Genomic DNA, 16,622 nt, shown 5'->3' on the forward strand with positions numbered 1-16,622 from the left:
TTCACCTCAGTACAGGCATTCGACGGCCATGGCCGTGGCCTCGCCACCGCCAATGCAGATGGCCGCCACGCCACGGCGCAGGTTGTTCTGGCGCAAGGCCGACAGCAGGGTTACCAGAATGCGCGCGCCCGAGGCGCCAATCGGGTGGCCCAGGGCGCAGGCGCCACCATGGATATTGACCTTGTCGTGGGGCAGGTCGAGCTGCTTCATGGCCGCCAGAGTGACCACGGCGAACGCTTCGTTGATCTCGAACAGGTCGACTTCGGTCAGGCTCCAGCCGGTACGCTTCATCAGCTTGTCGATGGCGCCGATGGGCGCCGTCGGGAACAGTGCCGGGGTGTCGGCGAATGCGGCATGCCCATGGATCACCGCCAGCGGCTTGAGGCCGCGCTTGTCGGCTTCGCTGCGGCGCATCAGCACCAGGGCCGCAGCGCCATCGGAGATCGAGCTGGAATTGGCCGCCGTCACCGTGCCACCTTCGCGGAACGCAGGTTTGAGCTGCGGGATCTTGTCCAGGCGCGCCTTGGGTGGCTGCTCGTCGTCCTTGATCTGGCGTTTCTCCTTACCCTCGATGACTTCCACAGGGGCGATCTCGGCAGCGAAGCGGCCGCTGCTGATTGCCTCCTGCGCACGGGTCAGCGAAGCGATGGCGAAGTTGTCCTGGGCCTCACGGCTGAAGCCGCCGTTCTGCGCGCAGTCCTCGGCAAAGGTGCCCATCAGCCGGCCCTTGTCGTAGGCGTCTTCCAGGCCGTCCATGAACATGTGGTCGATGATCTTGCCATGGCCCATGCGGTAGCCACCGCGGGCCTTGTCCAGCAGGTACGGGGCGTTGCTCATGCTCTCCATGCCGCCAGCAACGATCACATCCGCGCTGCCGGCCAGCAACTGGTCATGGGCCAGGATCGCCGCCTGCATGCCCGAGCCACACATCTTGTTCAGCGTGGTGCAAGTGGTGTGCTTGCCCAGCCCGGCGCCGAGGGCCGCCTGGCGTGCCGGTGCCTGGCCTTGCCCGGCTGGCAGCACGCAGCCGAACAGCACTTCATCGACGCTTGCCGCATCGAGGCCGGCGCGCTCCACGGCAGCACGGATCGCCGCGCTGCCCAGCTGCGGTGCATTAAGGCTCTTGAGGTCGCCCTGCAGGCCGCCCATAGGCGTGCGCACGGCGCTGACGATAACGATCGGGTCATTGGCGAGGGTCATGTTCTGTGCTCCTTACTTGGCAGCCATGCGCAGCGCACCGTCGAGGCGGATCACCTCGCCGTTGAGCATGCTGTTCTCGATGATGTGGCGGGCCAATGCTGCGTATTCCTGCGGGCGGCCCAGGCGCGGCGGGAACGGCACCCCGGCGGACAGCGAAGCACGCACCTCATCGGTCATGCCGGCCATCATCGGGGTTTCGAAGATACCCGGGGCGATGGTCATCACGCGGATGCCGAAGCGCGCCAACTCGCGCGCGGCAGGCAGGGTCAGGCTGGCGATGGCACCCTTGGAGGCTGCATAGGCCGCCTGGCCGATCTGCCCGTCGTAGGCGGCAATCGAGGCGGTGTTGATGATCACGCCGCGCTCGCCGCCCTCGCCTGCCGGCCCTTCGGCCATGGCCGCAGCAGCCAGGCGCAGCAGGTTGAAACTGCCGATCAGGTTGACGTTGATCACCTTGGCGAAGCTGCCCAGCCCATGCGGGCCGTTTTTGCCCAGCACCTTCTCGGCGCCGACGATACCGGCGCAGTTGACCAGCCCGTGCAGGCTGCCAAAGGCGCTGACGGCGGCATCGACCGCTGCCTGGGCAGCCTGCTCGTCGCTGATGTCGGCCACCGCAAAGCGGGCATTGCCGCCCAACTCAGCGGCCTTGGCTTCGACGGCGGCGGCGTTCAGGTCCACCAGCATGACCTTGGCCCCGGCCTCGATGAGCATCTGCGCAGTGGCGGCGCCCAGGCCCGAAGCCGCGCCGCTGACAATGAAATTGCTGTTCTGGATGTGCATGTCGGTATTCCTTCAGGCGCCCGCAGCGATCGGCTGCGCAGCTTGTTGTTTGGCGATTTCCTGGTTGCGCAGGATGAACCGCTGCAGCTTGCCGCTCGGGGTCTTGGGCAGCTCGCTGACGAATTCGATTTCACGCGGGTAGGCGTGGGCATAGAGGCGCTGGCGCACATGCTGGCGCAGGGTTTCTTCAAGCTCGGGGCTGCCCGCGTACCCCTTGGCCAGCACCACGAACGCCTTGATCAGCTCGGTACGCTGCGGGTCGGGCTTGCCGATCACCGCCGCCTCAATCACCGCCGGGTGCTCAATCAACGCGCTTTCCACATCGAACGGGCCGACCCGGTAGCCGGATGTGGTGATCACATCGTCACTGCGCCCGACGAAGCTGATGCTGCCGTCCGGGTTCAGCTCGACGGTATCGCCAGAGAGGTAGTACTTGCCGACGAATGCCTTGGTCGGCAGGCCGTGGTAGCCGCCGAACCAACACAGCGGCGACTGCTCGCGGTCCACCGCAAGAATGCCCGGCTGGCCGGCGGGCAGCTCAAAGCCCTGCTCGTCCACCACCACGATGCGGTGGCCGGGGATGGCGAACCCTGCCGACCCCGGGCGAACCGGGTGGCGTAAACCATGATGGTTGCACAGCACCATGCCCAGCTCGGTCTGCCCGTAGTGGTCATGGATGGTCACCCCGAGCTCGCCTGCGAACCAGCGGATAACCTCGGGGTTGAGCGGCTCGCCTGCGCTGCTGACCACCCGCAGGCGGCCCTTGATCGGCGCGGCGAACGCGTCACCTGCAGCAATCAGCAGGCGGTAGGCGGTCGGTGACCCCGCCAGGTTGGTGATGCCCAGCTTGTCGATGATCCGCGCGCAGCTTTCAACGCTGAACGGCCCGTCGTAAAAGGTGGTGGCGTGGCCCAGGGACAGCGGCCCGGTAACCGCGTAGTACAGGCCATAGGCCCAGCCCGGGTCGGCCAGGTTCCAGAAGTTGTCATCCGGGCGCAGGTCGATGGCATCGCGCATGTAGCCCTGGAACGCGACAATCGCCCGCAGCGGTACTTCCAGCGGCTTGGCCGGGCCCGTGGTGCCGGAGGTGAACATCAGCAAAAACGGGTCGTCACCTGTGCGCATCACCGGTTCGCAATCATCGGCAGCGGCATCGAGCAATGCCTGGAAGTCCAACTCGCCCGGGACAGCGCCCACGGTGATAAGCGTCGGACACTGCGGCACGTCAGCGAGTTTTGCCCGGTTGCCGCGGTCGGTCACCACCACGCGGGCGCTGGACTGCGCCAGCCGGTGCTCGATGGCTTTCGGGCCAAACGCAGTGAACAGCGGTTGATAGACGGCGCCCAGGCGCCAGGTGGCGAGGATCGTCACCAACAGCTCGGGGGTGCGTGGCAGCAGGCCAGCAACCCGGTCACCGGCGCCCACACCCTGGGCCCTGAGCACGTTGGCAAAGCGTGCGGCCAGGGCTTGCAATTGGTCGAAGCTGTAGCGCCCGCCGTTGCTGCCCTGGCCTTCATGAATCAGCGCCAGCTTGCCGCTGCCGGCATGCCGGTCACAGCATTCGACACAGGCATTGAGCGCCTGCAGGCTGCCGTGCAGGGCAGCAGCAGCGGCCTCGGTGTAATTGAACGAACGGGCCGCCTCGGCGTAATCGCGCATCGTCAGACTCCTGGCTTTTTATTGTTGGAGTGCACCATCGGTCTGGCGATATTCGCGCCGCAGCCCAGGGCGGGCAATGGCCAAAGCTGTCAATCTGGATGACCGGTTTTGCCCGGTCAGCCTTGCTCTTCGGCCAACACCTCCAGGGTCAGGCGTACAGTGAGTGAGTTGACGGCTGCCTGGCGCTCGACCTTTATCGCTTCCCATTGCTGCTGGTATTGCCCGCTGGTCATCGTCGCCTCCTGCTCGTCCAGTGCGGTGCCACGCTGATCGAACGGCAACTCCAATTCGTCGAACAGCGCCAAATGCCGCTCATGCATATAGCGTTGCCAGAACACCCTGGCGCTCAGGTCTTCGGCCAGAGCTTCATCGGTTTGCGCCGCGAGTACCACCCTGCTGGCTTCCTGCAGCTGCTCCTCGCTGACCCTGGCCACGCGACCAAAACGCATGCTACGCGGCTGGAAAGGCAGTTGCAGCTGATCAGCCAGGTTCACACGGTAGAACAGGCTCACTTCGATTTCGTCGACACTCCCCCCTTCAATGCCGCGGGCGCGGATATCCTCACGGGCGAACTGCTCCAGCCGATCCAGACGGAACAGCCCGCGCCCCAGGCTCAGCAGTTGGGTACGGCGTTCACCCAGCGCCCCATCACTGTCGGCGACGGCAACCCGGACTTGCACCTGCAGTGCCGCGAAGCGGTCGATGACGCTGTCTTCACAGGTCAACGGCTGGTTGACCTCGGTGAAGACCTGCTCGCGCAGCTCGCTGTCGCTTTCCAAGGTTTGCAGCAGCGCCCACACGTGATCCGCCATATACGCCTGGCCTAAACGAAAATCTGCGGTACGCGGCAACTCGCTCAATATATCGAATACAGCGCTGCTGTGCGGCAACGCACTCAGCGTATCCCAGCGCTCAGCCAGAACATCCCGCTGCGTTTCCGGCATCCTTTCCAGCCACACGCGCCTGGCCTCGGTGTAATCGCCCCCCACGGCGAGCTCGCCCACACCCTCATGTTGCATGGGGTGGACCTCGATCATGCGCAGATTCATCAGGTCCCGCGCCCGCATCCGGTTACGCTCCACCAGCAACGTTAGCCGGAAATCGAGTGGCATCTGCAGGATTTCTGCCGGCACTCTGGCAAGCTGATTGTCGCGCAGGTCGGCACGCTCCAGATAACCCAGCAGCTCAAGCCCTGTAGGCCATTCGCTCAGGCGGCAATTACTCACGTTCAGCCGCGCCAATCGGGACAAGTGGTTGAAGCGCATCTGCAACCGGCCCAGCGGGTTGTAGCTCAGGTCGAGTTCGACGAGCTCCGGCAGGGCGGCCAGTCTGGCAAAACCTGCGGCAGTCATACGGATCTGATTGTGGCCAAGGCGCACCACGCGCAGGTCGGTAAGGTAGCCAACACCTTCAGGCACCTGGGTCAGGCGGTTGCTGCGCAGGTTCAACCGCCGCAGTCTGGAGAAAGCCCGCAAAAAGTCCACCGGCACCTGATCCAGGCGCATATTGGCCAGCGTCAGCACCGTGACATGCTCGAAATCAGTGGTAGGGGGCACAACGGGCAGGCGTTCCACCGGCAGACCGCTCAGGTCCAGACGCATACCTTCGACGTTCCCCTCCCCGTCATGGACCGGCTCGCCCTGCAGGCGCCAGGCGCGGCGAAGGCGCAAGGCGAGCTGCTCGCGGGTGCTGCGGGCCACGGGCTGGCTTTGCTGCTCCACCCAGCGGTTGAGGCTGATGCGTAGTTGAGCGTAGTTTTCTTCCTGCTCCAGCAGGATATCGAAGGCCGTCCCTGGCCGCCTCATCAACTGGTTCAGGTAGTCCTCGACTTGCGCATCGGAGAAACCGGTGTAAAGGCTGCGAATGCGTACCCTCAACGTCGCACGGGCATTGCCGGAGCCCTGTCCTCGGCCACTGAGCAGGTAGCCCACGCGCCCATCGGGCAGGCGCTGCCCAGGATTGAACCACGGTTGCTGCGCACGCCAGCCCAGAATCTGCAGCAACCGTGCACGGCTGACCGGCAATTGCTCGAGCACCCTCAGACGAAGCTGGTCGGCTGCCCCCACGGAGCTGATGCTCATACTGCCCAACTGCTGCGCAGACAGCAGCGCAACGATCGCCTCGAACAGCCCGGCTGGCTCTGCTACGGGCACATCGCGCTCGTAGCCCTGGTTATCGTAAAGCCGATAGCGTCCGCCCTTGAGCATCAGCACCGTCATCGTACGGGTGTCTCCCTGGGGATTGATGCTGCTGATCCGTCGCCCGGTGTCGGACCCTTGGCGCAGCTCGAAGTTGGCAGCGCTGGGCCAGTTCGGCACACGCCTGAGCAGCGACAAGACCAGCTCGCCGGTTTCATCGCTGCTCGAGCTGCGCAGATACAAACCTTCCAACGCACGGTTGAGCCTGGCCATCTGCAGCAGCGAGCTGGCCTTCTGCGCCACCGTCAGCGGCACGCGCGCCTCGGTCCGAGCCACGGCCAGCTGAACATCATCGGCCCCCTCGACCAAGCTCAGCACGTAATCATCCGGCAAGCCGGGAAAATCGCGCTTGAGCAACGTAAACAACGGCTCGTTTGACCCAGGGACCGCCGTCAGGTGATCGAGCAGCGCGCCTCTGAGGCTCGCTGCATCTTCGATCAACGCCTGATGCAGTTTCTGGCCGCGCAGGCCCTGAATGCCGGGTCTCGCCAGGCACCAGTCGAGGATCTGCCGGTCGCCGCTGACTGCCGTGGTGCGCTCGAGATCGTCACTGATCGTGGCCGTGTCTTGCAGCTCGGCAAAAAACGCATTGATGCGCCGGTCAGCCTCGAAACGCCGCAGGGTGTAGCGCAAGTTGACGGGCACCGGTCGTTGCTCGACCAGCAGCCCGCGCAACTCATCCTGGTCCACACCCGCCACCCGCATGATATGTTCAGCCCGCGCGCTTTCCAGCGCGGGCTGGTGAGGCCACAAAGTGTCGAGCAGGCGCACGCTGTCATCCCACTCCAGTGGCCGCTCGCCATGCAGCCACCAGCCACGCTCGCCATTGCTGTGCACCACCGGCCCGAACGCATCGTCACCTCGCGGGTGGCGCAAACGCCACGGCCCTACCGGGTCGGGCCGATGAACCTCGTAGTAATGCTGGCCCACCTTCATCCAGCGCCGAGGCCCCGCCCCATACAGGCCGTCGGCTTGCAGGGTGGCGTCGTCGGGCTCACTGACATAAGGGCGCAAATCGGACGACCACAGGCGCTGACCTTGCGCATCGAGCTGAACCGGCTCAAGTCCGTCGACGAAGGCACTGCGCTCGAACCCTTTGGCGACAAGGCTGGCGCCCGCCCCCACCGCCGCAACCACCGCCAGGCTTTCGGCCACCCCGAGCATGTGCTCCAGCGCCTCGTGCTGGTGCCCGTGATGCCAGTCCACCGCGCCCTCGCAGACCTGCGACAGTATCTGCACGACGAACTGCCCCAGCAGCACTTCACCGACCCCCGGAATGAACAGCCCTGCCAGGTTGACCAGGCTCATTCCGGCACTCTCCCAGGCATCCAGGCGCGCGCGCGCAGCCTTGCTATCGGCATCGGCAGTTGGTACCAACAGCAACCGGGCATCCTCCTTGGCCTGGTTGACCTGCAGCGCCACCAACTTCGCAAAGACATCGTCGGAATGCGTCTTGCCGTCGAGTGCCAGGTCCGGGGAAGGGTCCTTGAGCCGTGTCCGCAGCTTTTGCACGAACGCCGGACGCTCACCCAAGGCGATCAGCTGGCTCACATAGGCAAGATAGTCAGGTTGCCTCAGCAGTGCGGTGAATTGTTCGGTCATCAGCGCCCACGAGGCGTATTTGCGCAGAGCCTGTTTGGGGTCGCTGGCAAGGTACAAGATAACCCCGGCATCTTCCCCCTCAGGGCCGCGCATCTGCATGACCATAGCATCGGCAACCGGGCGGCCGAGCATCCTCAATGACCCGGGATAGGCGAACAACGCCTGTGTTGGTGTTTCGTGGCCATCCGCCACTGCCTTCAGGGCAACCTGCTCGCGCGCATCGATCTGCCCCTTCAGCAATGCCACCTCGGTCGCCAACCTCAGGCCTGCACGTTTGTTTTCGCTCAACAACGTCAGCGTCGAAGGGTTGAAGGTGCGTTCCAGCAGGGTTTGATAGCGAGCACCGACATTTGCTGCCCGGCAGGCCCTGACCAGCGCTGAGGTGTCCTTGTAGACCAGTTCGAGGGTGCCCGGCACTACCAGCCCCGAACCGTCATAGAACGAAGCACCGTCGTGGAAGTTCTGCATCAGTGTCAGCAGCCCGGGCTTGCGGGTGTAGCGCGGTACCACGTAAGGCCAGCCGCTGCCCATGTAGCGACCGAACTCCGGGGTGATTTCCAACCACTGCAGGTCGCTCAGTGTCTGGCCGTCAGGCAAGTGGGCGGCCAGCAGCGCATCGATCTGCTGCTCGGCGAAGCGTTGCAGCGGCAGCAGCTCGAGGGTGGCGGCCCGTAGCTTCTGCTCACTGTCGCGGTGCTTGCTGAAGCTGTCACGCAGGGTGTTGATCTGGGCCGGGGTCGCCCGCAGCAGCCACTGCGGCAGGCGGGCGCCGATGAAGGCGTCGGTGGCGTGGTCGATCTTTTCGGTGACGGACGAAGGTACGGCGGTGGCAGGCATGGCAATGACCTCTGCAGATTGAGGCCGCAGAGTTTCCGGCGCGGCCAGCCACCAAAGCAGAGGGAAGCATTAGCGAGGCTGGCGCATCACCAGATTGCGGTAGTGCCCAGGGTTGCAACCGAACCACTTGCGAAACGCCTTGTAGAACGAGCTGCTGTCGGCAAACCCCAAGCGCTGAGCGATGTCCGCAAGGCTCGGCTCGGCATTGGCCAGCCAGGCGATCGCCAGCTCCCGGCGCACGCTGTCCTTGAGCCCCTGGTAGGTCTGGCCCTCCTCGGCCAGGCGGCGGCGCAGGGTCGACGGCGACAGGCACAACTGGCGGGCCAACTGGTCGGCGTCAGGCCAAAGGCCGGGGTCGAGTGCCAGCAGGTCGTTGCGCACGCGCCGGCCCAGGCTTGCCGGGTCGCGGTACTTGACCAGAATGTTGCCCGGGGCCTCGGCCAGAAACCGCTGCAGTTCCTCGGGCGTGCGCTTGAGCGGCTGGTCCAGGCAACCGGCGGCGATGATCATGCGTGTGCGTGGCCGCTCGAACTGCAGGTTTTCCGAGAACATCACCCGGTAGTCGTCGCAAAACGGCGGCTCGGCGCAGCGCAGGTCGATGGCCAAAATCGGGATGCGCCGCCCGGCCAGCCAGCAGGCCACACCGTGCACGATCATCCAGAAGGTGAAATAGGTGAACGCCCGGCGCGGCTCGTCGCGCGGCTCCATGATGACGATCTCGGCCAGGCCCGGCTGGCGCACCAGGCTGGGCTGCAGGTCTTCGAACATCAGGCAGAAAAAGTCCAGCGCGCAGCGCAGGCCGTCGGCCAGGGTTGGCTGGGCCATGGCGGCACGGCACACAAAGGCCAGGCTGCCGCTGCGCAGGCCGCGCGGGTCCATGGCGAAGAACTCGTCATTGCAGCGCCGCGCCAGCAGGCGCCACAGGCGTGCGTAGGCGTCGGCGCCGACCCGTGCCTCGGGTAGCCGCAACTGCTCGGCATCGATACCGGCCTGGGCCAGCACGGCATCCACCGCGCCACTCGGGCAGCTTTGCAACAGCGCTTCACGCACCAGTTGCATGGAGATGGTGTCTTTTTCGCTCATCAAAGGTTTCCGCTCACTGCAGCAGCACGCGCCCTGTAGCAGCCGGCTTGCCGGCGATGGGGCCAGCGCATCTTAGGCCCCTCAAACACCGGCAGCCAACCCCAGAAACGCCTGGATCAAGCGCAGTTCCCGGCGCCGCTCCAGGCACCCGAGCATATGCTGGTTGACCAGCCCCGCCCCGCTCAACGACCGCGCCACCACCCGCGGGTCATGGGCCACCTCGGTGGACGACACCACGCCAATGCCCAACTGCGCCGCCACCGCCTCGGTAACCGCCTCGCGGCTGCCTAGCTCCAGCAGCACCCGCGGCTGAATGCCTGCCCCGGCGCAGGCCTTGTCGAAGGTGCGCCGGGTGGTCGAGCTGGGTTCGCGCAGCACCATGATCTGTTTGTCCAGCGCGGCCAGCGGCAGGTCATCAGCGGCCTCGGCCCAGGCATGCCCCAGCGGCAGCAAGGCGCACAAGCGCGACTCACAAAGGCTCTGCAAATGCAGCCCCTTGCGCGGCTCGATCTCGGTCAGCACCGCCACATCGGCATGCTCGCCCAGCAGCGCGGCCAGGGTTTCCTGGGCGTTGCCCAGGCGCAGGTTGACGGTGATGCCCGGGTAGCGCTCGCGCAGCAGTGCCAGCATCGGCATCACCCGGTGCGGGCCGTCGGCGGCCACCTCCAGGCGCCCGGTGAGCAACTGGCGGTTGGCTTCAAGCATCGCCTGGGCCTCTTCTGCCAGGCCGAACATGGCCCGGGTGATCGCCGCCAGGCGCGTGCCCTCCTCGGTCAGCTCGACCCGCCGCGCGGTGCGCCGCAGCAAGGTGATCTGGTAGTGCTCCTCCAGCGCCTTCACGTGCCCGGTCACCGCCGGCTGGCTGATGAACAGGCGCTCGGCGGCGCGGGTGAAGCTGCCCTCGCGGGCGACGGCATCGAAGGCTCGCAGCTGGAACAGGTTCATATCTATCGGCCTGACTGATGGCTGGCATATCTACAAACAATTTGATTGATAGGTCGGCCAATTGCAACCTAGCCCCATAGTTTTCCAGCCCAGCCCACCGCCTGTGAGGAAACACGCAATGAGCAACGCCCCGATCCTGCTGACCCCCGGCCCCCTGACCACTTCGCTGCGTACCCGCCAGGCCATGCTTGTGGACTGGGGTTCCTGGGACCGCGACTTCAACCAGCTGACCGCCAGCGTGTGCGAGCAGTTGCTGGCGATCCTCGAAGGCGCCGCCAGCCACCACTGCGTGCCCCTGCAAGGCAGCGGCACCTTCGCCGTCGAGGCCGCCATCGGCACCCTGGTGCCGCGTGACGGCAAGGTACTGGTGCTGATCAACGGCGCCTACGGCCAGCGCCTGGCGAAGATCTGCAAGGTGCTGGGCCGCGCTTACAGCACCTTCGAAACCGCCGAAGACCAACCGACCACCGCCGAGGACGTCGACCGCCTGCTGGCAGCCGACCCAAGCGTTACCCACGTGGCGCTGATCCACTGCGAAACCAGCACCGGCATCCTCAACCCGCTGCCCGAGATCGCCCAGGTGATCCAGCGCCACGGCAAACGCCTGATCATCGACGCCATGAGCTCGTTCGGTGCGTTACCCATCGATGCCCGGCAAATCCCTTTCGAGGCGCTGATCGCCGCCTCCGGCAAGTGCCTTGAAGGCGTGCCGGGCATGGGCTTCGTATTCGCCGAAAAAACCGCGCTGGCCGCAGCCGAAGGCAATGCCCATTCGCTCGCCATGGACCTGCACGACCAGCACCAGTACATGACCAAGACCGGCCAGTGGCGCTTCACCCCGCCCACCCACGTGGTCGCTGCCCTGCACGAAGCGCTGCAGCAATACAACGAGGAAGGCGGCCTGCCGGCCCGTCACCAGCGCTACGCCGACAATTGCAAGACCCTGCTCGACGGCATGGCCAAAATCGGCCTCAAAAGCTTCCTGCCTGCGGATATCCAGGCGCCGATCATCGTTACCTTCCACGCCCCCATTGATGCCCGCTACCAGTTCAAGAACTTCTACGAGCGGGTCAAGGCCAAGGGTTTCATCCTCTACCCCGGCAAGCTGACCCAGGTCGAGACCTTCCGTGTCGGCTGCATCGGCGTGGTCGGCGCGGCCGGCATGCAGGCCGCCGTTGATGCCGTGGCCGAGGTGCTGCGGGAAATGGAAGTGCTGGACATCTGACCCTCTGCCCACCCAATTCAAGGAAATTGCGCACATGAACTACAGCAACCCCACCCAGCTGCAAGCCGCCATCCTCGACTGGGCCGGCACCGTGGTCGACTTCGGCTCGTTCGCCCCCACGCAGATTTTCGTCGAGGCCTTCGCCGAGTTCGACGTGCAGGTGTCCATCGAAGAGGCCCGCGGGCCCATGGGCATGGGCAAGTGGGACCACATTCGCACCTTGTGCGACGTGCCGGAAATCGCCGAGCGCTACCGCAAGGTGTTCGGCCGCGCACCTACCGACGCTGACGTCACCGCCATCTATGAACGCTTCATGCCGCTGCAGATCGAGAAGATCGCCGTGCACTCGGCGCTGATCCCCGGCGCCCTGGACACCCTCACCGGGCTGCGCAAGGGCGGGTTGAAGATCGGCTCGTGCTCGGGCTACCCCAAGGTGGTGATGGACAAGGTGGTGGAGCTGGCTGCGCAAAACGGCTATGTGGCCGACCACGTGGTGGCCACCGACGAAACCCCGAACGGGCGCCCGTGGCCGGCCCAGGCCCTGGCCAACGTGATCGCCCTGGGTATCGATGATGTGGCCGCCTGCGTGAAGGTGGACGACACCGTGCCGGGCATCCTCGAAGGCCGCCGCGCCGGCATGTGGACCGTGGCGCTGGTGTGCTCGGGCAATGCCCTGGGGCTGACCTGGGAAGAATACCGCGCACTGGGCGCCGAGAAGCTCGAGAGCGAGCGCCAGCGCATTCACCAGCTGTTCGCCGGCTCCCGGCCGCACTACCTGATCGACACCATCAACGAGCTGCCCGAGGTGATTGCCGATATCAACCGGCGGCTGGCCAAGGGGGAGATGCCGCAGGCGTTCTGACAGGTCGGCGTCGCCTTCTTCGCGGGTAAACCCGCTCCCACAGGGATATTGATCCGCCTGTGGGAGCGGGTTTACCCGCGAATGGCCATATGCGCACTGTCAGACCGAGCGGTTCAACTTCACCCAGGAGGCAAATTTGTCGATGAACGCCTGCAGGAACGGCCGGGTCTTGTCGTTCAGCTTGCCGCCGTCATCGAACAACGACGCCGCCCCGCCGATATACGCCTCGGGCATCTGCATGCACGGCATGTCGAGGAACACCAACGACTGGCGCACCGCATGGTTGGCGCCAAAACCGCCGATCGCCCCCGGCGACACGCTGACCACCGCCGTCGGCTTGCCGCTCCAGGCGCTCTGCCCGTAGGGCCGCGAGCCCACATCGATGGCGTTTTTCAGGCAGCCCGGTACCGAACGGTTGTACTCCGGGGTGACGAACAGTACCGCGTCGCTGCGGCGGATCTCGTCGCGAAAGCGCTTCCAGCTGTCCGGCGCTCCCTCGGCCTCGACGTCTTCGTTGTACAACGGCAAATCGCCGATCTCGACGATTTTCAGGGCGAGGCTGGACGAGGCCAGCTCGGACAAGGCGCGGGCCACCTTGCGGTTGTAGGAGTCCTTGCGCAAACTGCCGACGACAACCGCTACCGAATAGACCTGGCTCATGGCGTGTAAGTCCTGTGTGGGGAATGGAACCTGAACAGTTATAGATGACCGTTCCTCGGCCCTTAGGTTTTTTTCCTCTCGGCAGAAAACTTCCCAAGCGTTTCGCTGGTCTATGCCTACAGACATTTCCTACACGTTTCAGAGGGTTCCACCCAAAATGGCAGCAGTAATGGTCGGCCAGTTCCACGCCCGCGACGCCGAAGGCCGTATCTACCCCGTGCACGAATTCCAGGAGTCCACCCTCCAGGCCGACGGCAGCACCCAGGGTGCGCCGATCACCACCTACCGCCTGGCCATCGGCGACCGGGTGAACTACCTGGGCGAGGACCGCTTCGAGCTGGCCCAGACCGGCGTCGAGATCATTCGCATTCCCTGATGCAATCCACCGTGTAGGCCTGCCCTTCACGCTGCAGGCCATGCACGTCGGCGACAAAACCCGGAAAGCCCTCATCGAAGGCCCGGGCAAAGGCCAGGTAGTCGAGGATCGAGCGGGTCGCCTCGGTAAAACGCTCCCCCGGCATGATCAACGGAATCCCCGGCGGGTACGGCACCAGCATCACCGCCGCCACCCGGCCCAGCAGCTCCCCGATCGGCACCGCCTCCACCTCCCCGCGCACCATCTGGTCATAGGCCCGCGACGGGCTCATGGCAACTTCCGGCAACTTGGTGAATAGCCGCTTTAGCTGCTTGGCCGTGGCATTGCTGCGGTAGCAGGCGTGCAACTGCTCGCACAGCTCGCGCAGGCCCAGGCCCTTGTAGCGCGCCGGCTGCTCGGCGACCACGCTGGGCAGGCACTCATTTAGCAGCGTATTGGCGTCATAGTGGCGCTTGAACTCCAGCAGCTCGGTGAGCAGCGTGCTCCACTTGCCCTTGGTGATGCCCATCGAGAACAGCACCAGAAAGCTGTACAGCCCGGTCTTCTCCACCACCAGCCCACGCTCCCACAGGAACTTGCCCACCACCGCCGCCGGAATGCCGTGTTCGTCCAGCACGCCGCCAGCACTCAGCCCCGGCATCACCAGGGTGACCTTCAGCGGGTCGAGCAGCACGTAGTCATCGGCCAGCTCGCCAAAGCCATGCCACTCGGCGCCCGGCTGCAACAGCCAGTCCCGCGCCGCCAGGCGGTGGATGCCTTCGGCTTGGGGCGGCTGCCAGATGCTGAACCACCAGTCGTCGGCGGCGATGTGCTGGCGCAGGTTGGCCAGTGCCCGGCGAAAGCTCAGGGCCTCATCGAACATCTCCTGCAGCAGCGAACGCCCGGCCGGGCCCTCCATCATGCTCGAGGCCACGTCCAGCGAGGCCAGGATGCTGTACTGCGGCGAGGTGGAGATATGCATCATGAAGGCTTCGTTGAAACGGTCGCGGTCCAGCTGGCGGGTGGCGCCGTCCTGCACATGGATCATCGACGCCTGGCTGAACGCCGCCAGCAGCTTGTGGGTGGAATGGGTGCTGAACAGCAGCGGGCCGTCATCGGCCCGCGCGGTGCCCATGGCGTAGCGCCCGGCAAAGAAGTCGTGGAAGGCCGCATAGGCGAACCAGGCCTCGTCAAAATGCAGCACCTCGACGCTGGCGCCGAGCAGTTGCTTGATCATCCCGGCGTGGTAGCACAGGCCGTCGTAGGTGGAGTTGGTGACCACCGCCAGGCGAATCCTGGCCGGGCGGCCCTGGGCCAGCGGGTGCGCGGCGATTTTTGCGCGGATCGACTCGGGGCTGAACTCACTGAGCGGGATCGGCCCGATGATGCCCAGCTCGTTGCGCTCCGGGCACAGGTAAATGGGGATGGCACCGGTCATGATGATCGCGTGCACCACCGACTTGTGGCAGTTGCGGTCCACCAGCACCAGGTCGTCGCGCCCGACCATGGCGTGCCAGACGATCTTGTTGGCGGTGGAGGTGCCGTTGATGACGAAGAAGGTGTGGTCGGCGCCGAAGTTACGCGCCGCCCGCGCCTCGGCTTCGGCCAGGGGGCCTGTGTGGTCGAGCAGCGAGCCGAGCTCAGGCACTGACACCGACAAGTCCGAGCGCAGGGTGTTTTCGCCAAAAAACTGGTGAAACGCCTGCCCTACCGGACTTTTGCGGTAAGCCACGCCGCCACCGTGGCCGGGGGTGTGCCAAGAATAGTTGGATTGCGCGGTGTGCTGCACCAATGCCTTGAAGAACGGCGGCAGCAGGCCGTCCAGATAGTTGTGCGCCGCCCGCGCCACCTGCCGCGCCAGAAACGGCACGGTGTCTTCGAACAGGTAGAGGATGCCGCGCAGTTGGTTGAGCTCGCCCATGGCCTCGGCCGGGGCGTTTTCCAGGGTTACCTGCTCGCCAAGGGCGAAGATTGGCAGGTTGGGCGCCCGCAGACGGGCCAGGCCGATCAGCTCGGCCATGTTCTGCAGCAGGTGGTGGTTGTCGCCGACGCCTTCGGCGGCAATCAGCATGCAGGCCAGGCCATGGTGGGTGGCCGCGACCAGCCGCGCCTCGGCATGGTCGGCGGCGGCAAGGATGGCAAAGCCGTCCTGGGCCAGCTCGGCGGCGATGCCACGCACCCGCTCGCCGGCCACGCTGTCGGCCTTGATCGCCCGGTGGACGATGAGGATGGGGAACTTGAGGTCCTTGTACATCGGGCGGCTACCTCCACAGGGGCGATACCCACAGTGTAGGAGCCGGCTTGCCGACGATGGGGCCTGGCCTGCCGACCACAAAGCACCCCGTCAACCAAGCCCCCTGTGGGAGCGGGTTTACCCGCGAAGAGGCCGGGCCTGCTTAAGCCTCAGCCCGCCGCCGGCTCAGTCAACACCTGCCACATCGACGGCCCGCCGGCCGACTTGGCTACCGCCGCCAAACGCTCGGCATGGGCTTCGAGCTCCTGCTCGCTGGCCAGGATCACCCGCCCCGGTGCACGCCCGGTGATACGGCGGATCTCACTCCCAGCACTGCCCTGCCCCTCCTCGCTACCGGCCCCCTCGCCGGCCAGCGACAGGCTGGTCTGCCCACCGGTCATCGCCAGGTAGACGTCAGCCAGCAGTTCCGAGTCGAGCAGTGCGCCGTGCAGCTCACGGCCGGAGTTGTCGATGCCGTAGCGTTTGCACAGCGCATCGAGGCTGTTGCGCTGCCCCGGGTGGCGCGAGCGCGCCATCATCAGGGTGTCGAGGATCGGGCAGTGCTGGGAGATATCGGCGCGGTCCTGCTGGCCGATCAAGGCGAATTCGTTGTTGATGAAGCCAACGTCGAACGCCGCGTTGTGGATGACCAGAGTCGAGCCCTGAATGAACTCGAAGAACTCCTCGGCCACCTCGCCAAAGCGCGGTTTGCCCACCAGGAAGGCGTCGGTGATGCCGTGAACGCCGATGGCGCCCTCGTCGCTCTCGCGGTCAGGCTGCAGGTAGACGTGGAAATGCCGCCCGGTCAGCCGCCGGCCAATGACCTCGACGCAACCGATCTCGATGATGCGGTGGCCTTCGGTCACCGGCATACCGGTGGTTTCGGTATCGAGGATGACAAAGCGTTTGTCTTGCTGCTGCTCCACGCGGGGACTCCAACTGGCCGTGCCTGAATTCGGGGCGGGAGTATAACCCAACCACAG

Annotated in this window: 12 protein-coding genes; 3 read left to right on the forward strand and 9 right to left on the reverse strand. The window is 65.4% G+C overall.

The window, feature by feature from the left end; all coding sequences use genetic code 11:
• Positions 1-6 precede the first annotated feature (6 nt).
• The 6 genes from KSS93_RS20415 to KSS93_RS20440 form a co-directional block, all read right to left on the reverse strand.
• A complete protein-coding gene (locus tag KSS93_RS20415) occupies positions 7-1,200 on the reverse strand; it encodes an acetyl-CoA C-acyltransferase (protein ID WP_217885718.1) in 1,194 nt (397 codons plus the stop codon).
• Positions 1,201-1,212: 12 nt separating this feature from the next.
• Entirely contained in the window at positions 1,213-1,980 is a 768-nt protein-coding gene (locus tag KSS93_RS20420; protein WP_217885719.1) for an SDR family NAD(P)-dependent oxidoreductase, read from the reverse strand.
• Positions 1,981-1,992: 12 nt separating this feature from the next.
• Positions 1,993-3,639 carry an AMP-binding protein gene (locus tag KSS93_RS20425; RefSeq protein ID WP_217885720.1) on the reverse strand — a complete coding sequence of 549 codons (1,647 nt, stop codon included), beginning with the start codon at positions 3,637-3,639 and terminating at the stop codon, positions 1,993-1,995.
• 116 nt (positions 3,640-3,755) lie between these two features.
• Positions 3,756-8,276: an NEL-type E3 ubiquitin ligase domain-containing protein gene (locus KSS93_RS20430; RefSeq protein WP_367616817.1), complete on the reverse strand. Its 4,521-nt coding sequence runs from the start codon at positions 8,274-8,276 to the stop codon at positions 3,756-3,758.
• Between the two features lie 69 nt (positions 8,277-8,345).
• Entirely contained in the window at positions 8,346-9,359 is a 1,014-nt protein-coding gene (locus KSS93_RS20435) for an AraC family transcriptional regulator (RefSeq protein ID WP_217885722.1), read from the reverse strand.
• Positions 9,360-9,440: 81 nt separating this feature from the next.
• A complete protein-coding gene (locus KSS93_RS20440; RefSeq protein ID WP_217885723.1) occupies positions 9,441-10,304 on the reverse strand; it encodes a LysR substrate-binding domain-containing protein in 864 nt (287 codons plus the stop codon).
• 118 nt (positions 10,305-10,422) lie between these two features.
• On the opposite strand from KSS93_RS20440, the gene KSS93_RS20445 reads away from it, so the two are divergent.
• Both KSS93_RS20445 and phnX read left to right on the forward strand, forming a co-directional pair.
• The gene (locus KSS93_RS20445; RefSeq protein ID WP_217885724.1) at positions 10,423-11,529 is read left to right on the forward strand and encodes a 2-aminoethylphosphonate--pyruvate transaminase; all 1,107 of its coding nucleotides are present in this window, start codon (positions 10,423-10,425) and stop codon (positions 11,527-11,529) included.
• A 34-nt stretch (positions 11,530-11,563) separates the two neighbouring features.
• A complete protein-coding gene (gene phnX / locus KSS93_RS20450; RefSeq protein WP_217885725.1) occupies positions 11,564-12,391 on the forward strand; it encodes a phosphonoacetaldehyde hydrolase in 828 nt (275 codons plus the stop codon).
• 99 nt (positions 12,392-12,490) lie between these two features.
• Here phnX and KSS93_RS20455 read toward each other — a convergent pair whose 3' ends face one another.
• Positions 12,491-13,051 carry an NADPH-dependent FMN reductase gene (locus tag KSS93_RS20455; protein WP_217885726.1) on the reverse strand — a complete coding sequence of 187 codons (561 nt, stop codon included), beginning with the start codon at positions 13,049-13,051 and terminating at the stop codon, positions 12,491-12,493.
• A 157-nt stretch (positions 13,052-13,208) separates the two neighbouring features.
• On the opposite strand from KSS93_RS20455, the gene KSS93_RS20460 reads away from it, so the two are divergent.
• Positions 13,209-13,427 carry a hypothetical protein gene (locus tag KSS93_RS20460; RefSeq protein ID WP_217839415.1) on the forward strand — a complete coding sequence of 73 codons (219 nt, stop codon included), beginning with the start codon at positions 13,209-13,211 and terminating at the stop codon, positions 13,425-13,427.
• On the opposite strand, the gene KSS93_RS20465 is transcribed toward KSS93_RS20460, so the two are convergent.
• On the reverse strand, positions 13,411-15,660 hold the full coding sequence (locus KSS93_RS20465; RefSeq protein ID WP_217885727.1) for an Orn/Lys/Arg family decarboxylase: 2,250 nt from the start codon (positions 15,658-15,660) through the stop codon (positions 13,411-13,413). The genes KSS93_RS20460 and KSS93_RS20465 overlap by 17 nt on opposite strands.
• 149 nt (positions 15,661-15,809) lie before the next feature.
• On the reverse strand, positions 15,810-16,565 hold the full coding sequence (gene dnaQ, locus KSS93_RS20470) for a DNA polymerase III subunit epsilon (protein WP_217885728.1): 756 nt from the start codon (positions 16,563-16,565) through the stop codon (positions 15,810-15,812).
• Between the last annotated feature and the right edge of the window lie 57 nt (positions 16,566-16,622).

The sequence above is a fragment of the Pseudomonas xanthosomatis genome (assembly GCF_019139835.1).
Taxonomy (GTDB): domain Bacteria; phylum Pseudomonadota; class Gammaproteobacteria; order Pseudomonadales; family Pseudomonadaceae; genus Aquipseudomonas; species Aquipseudomonas fakonensis.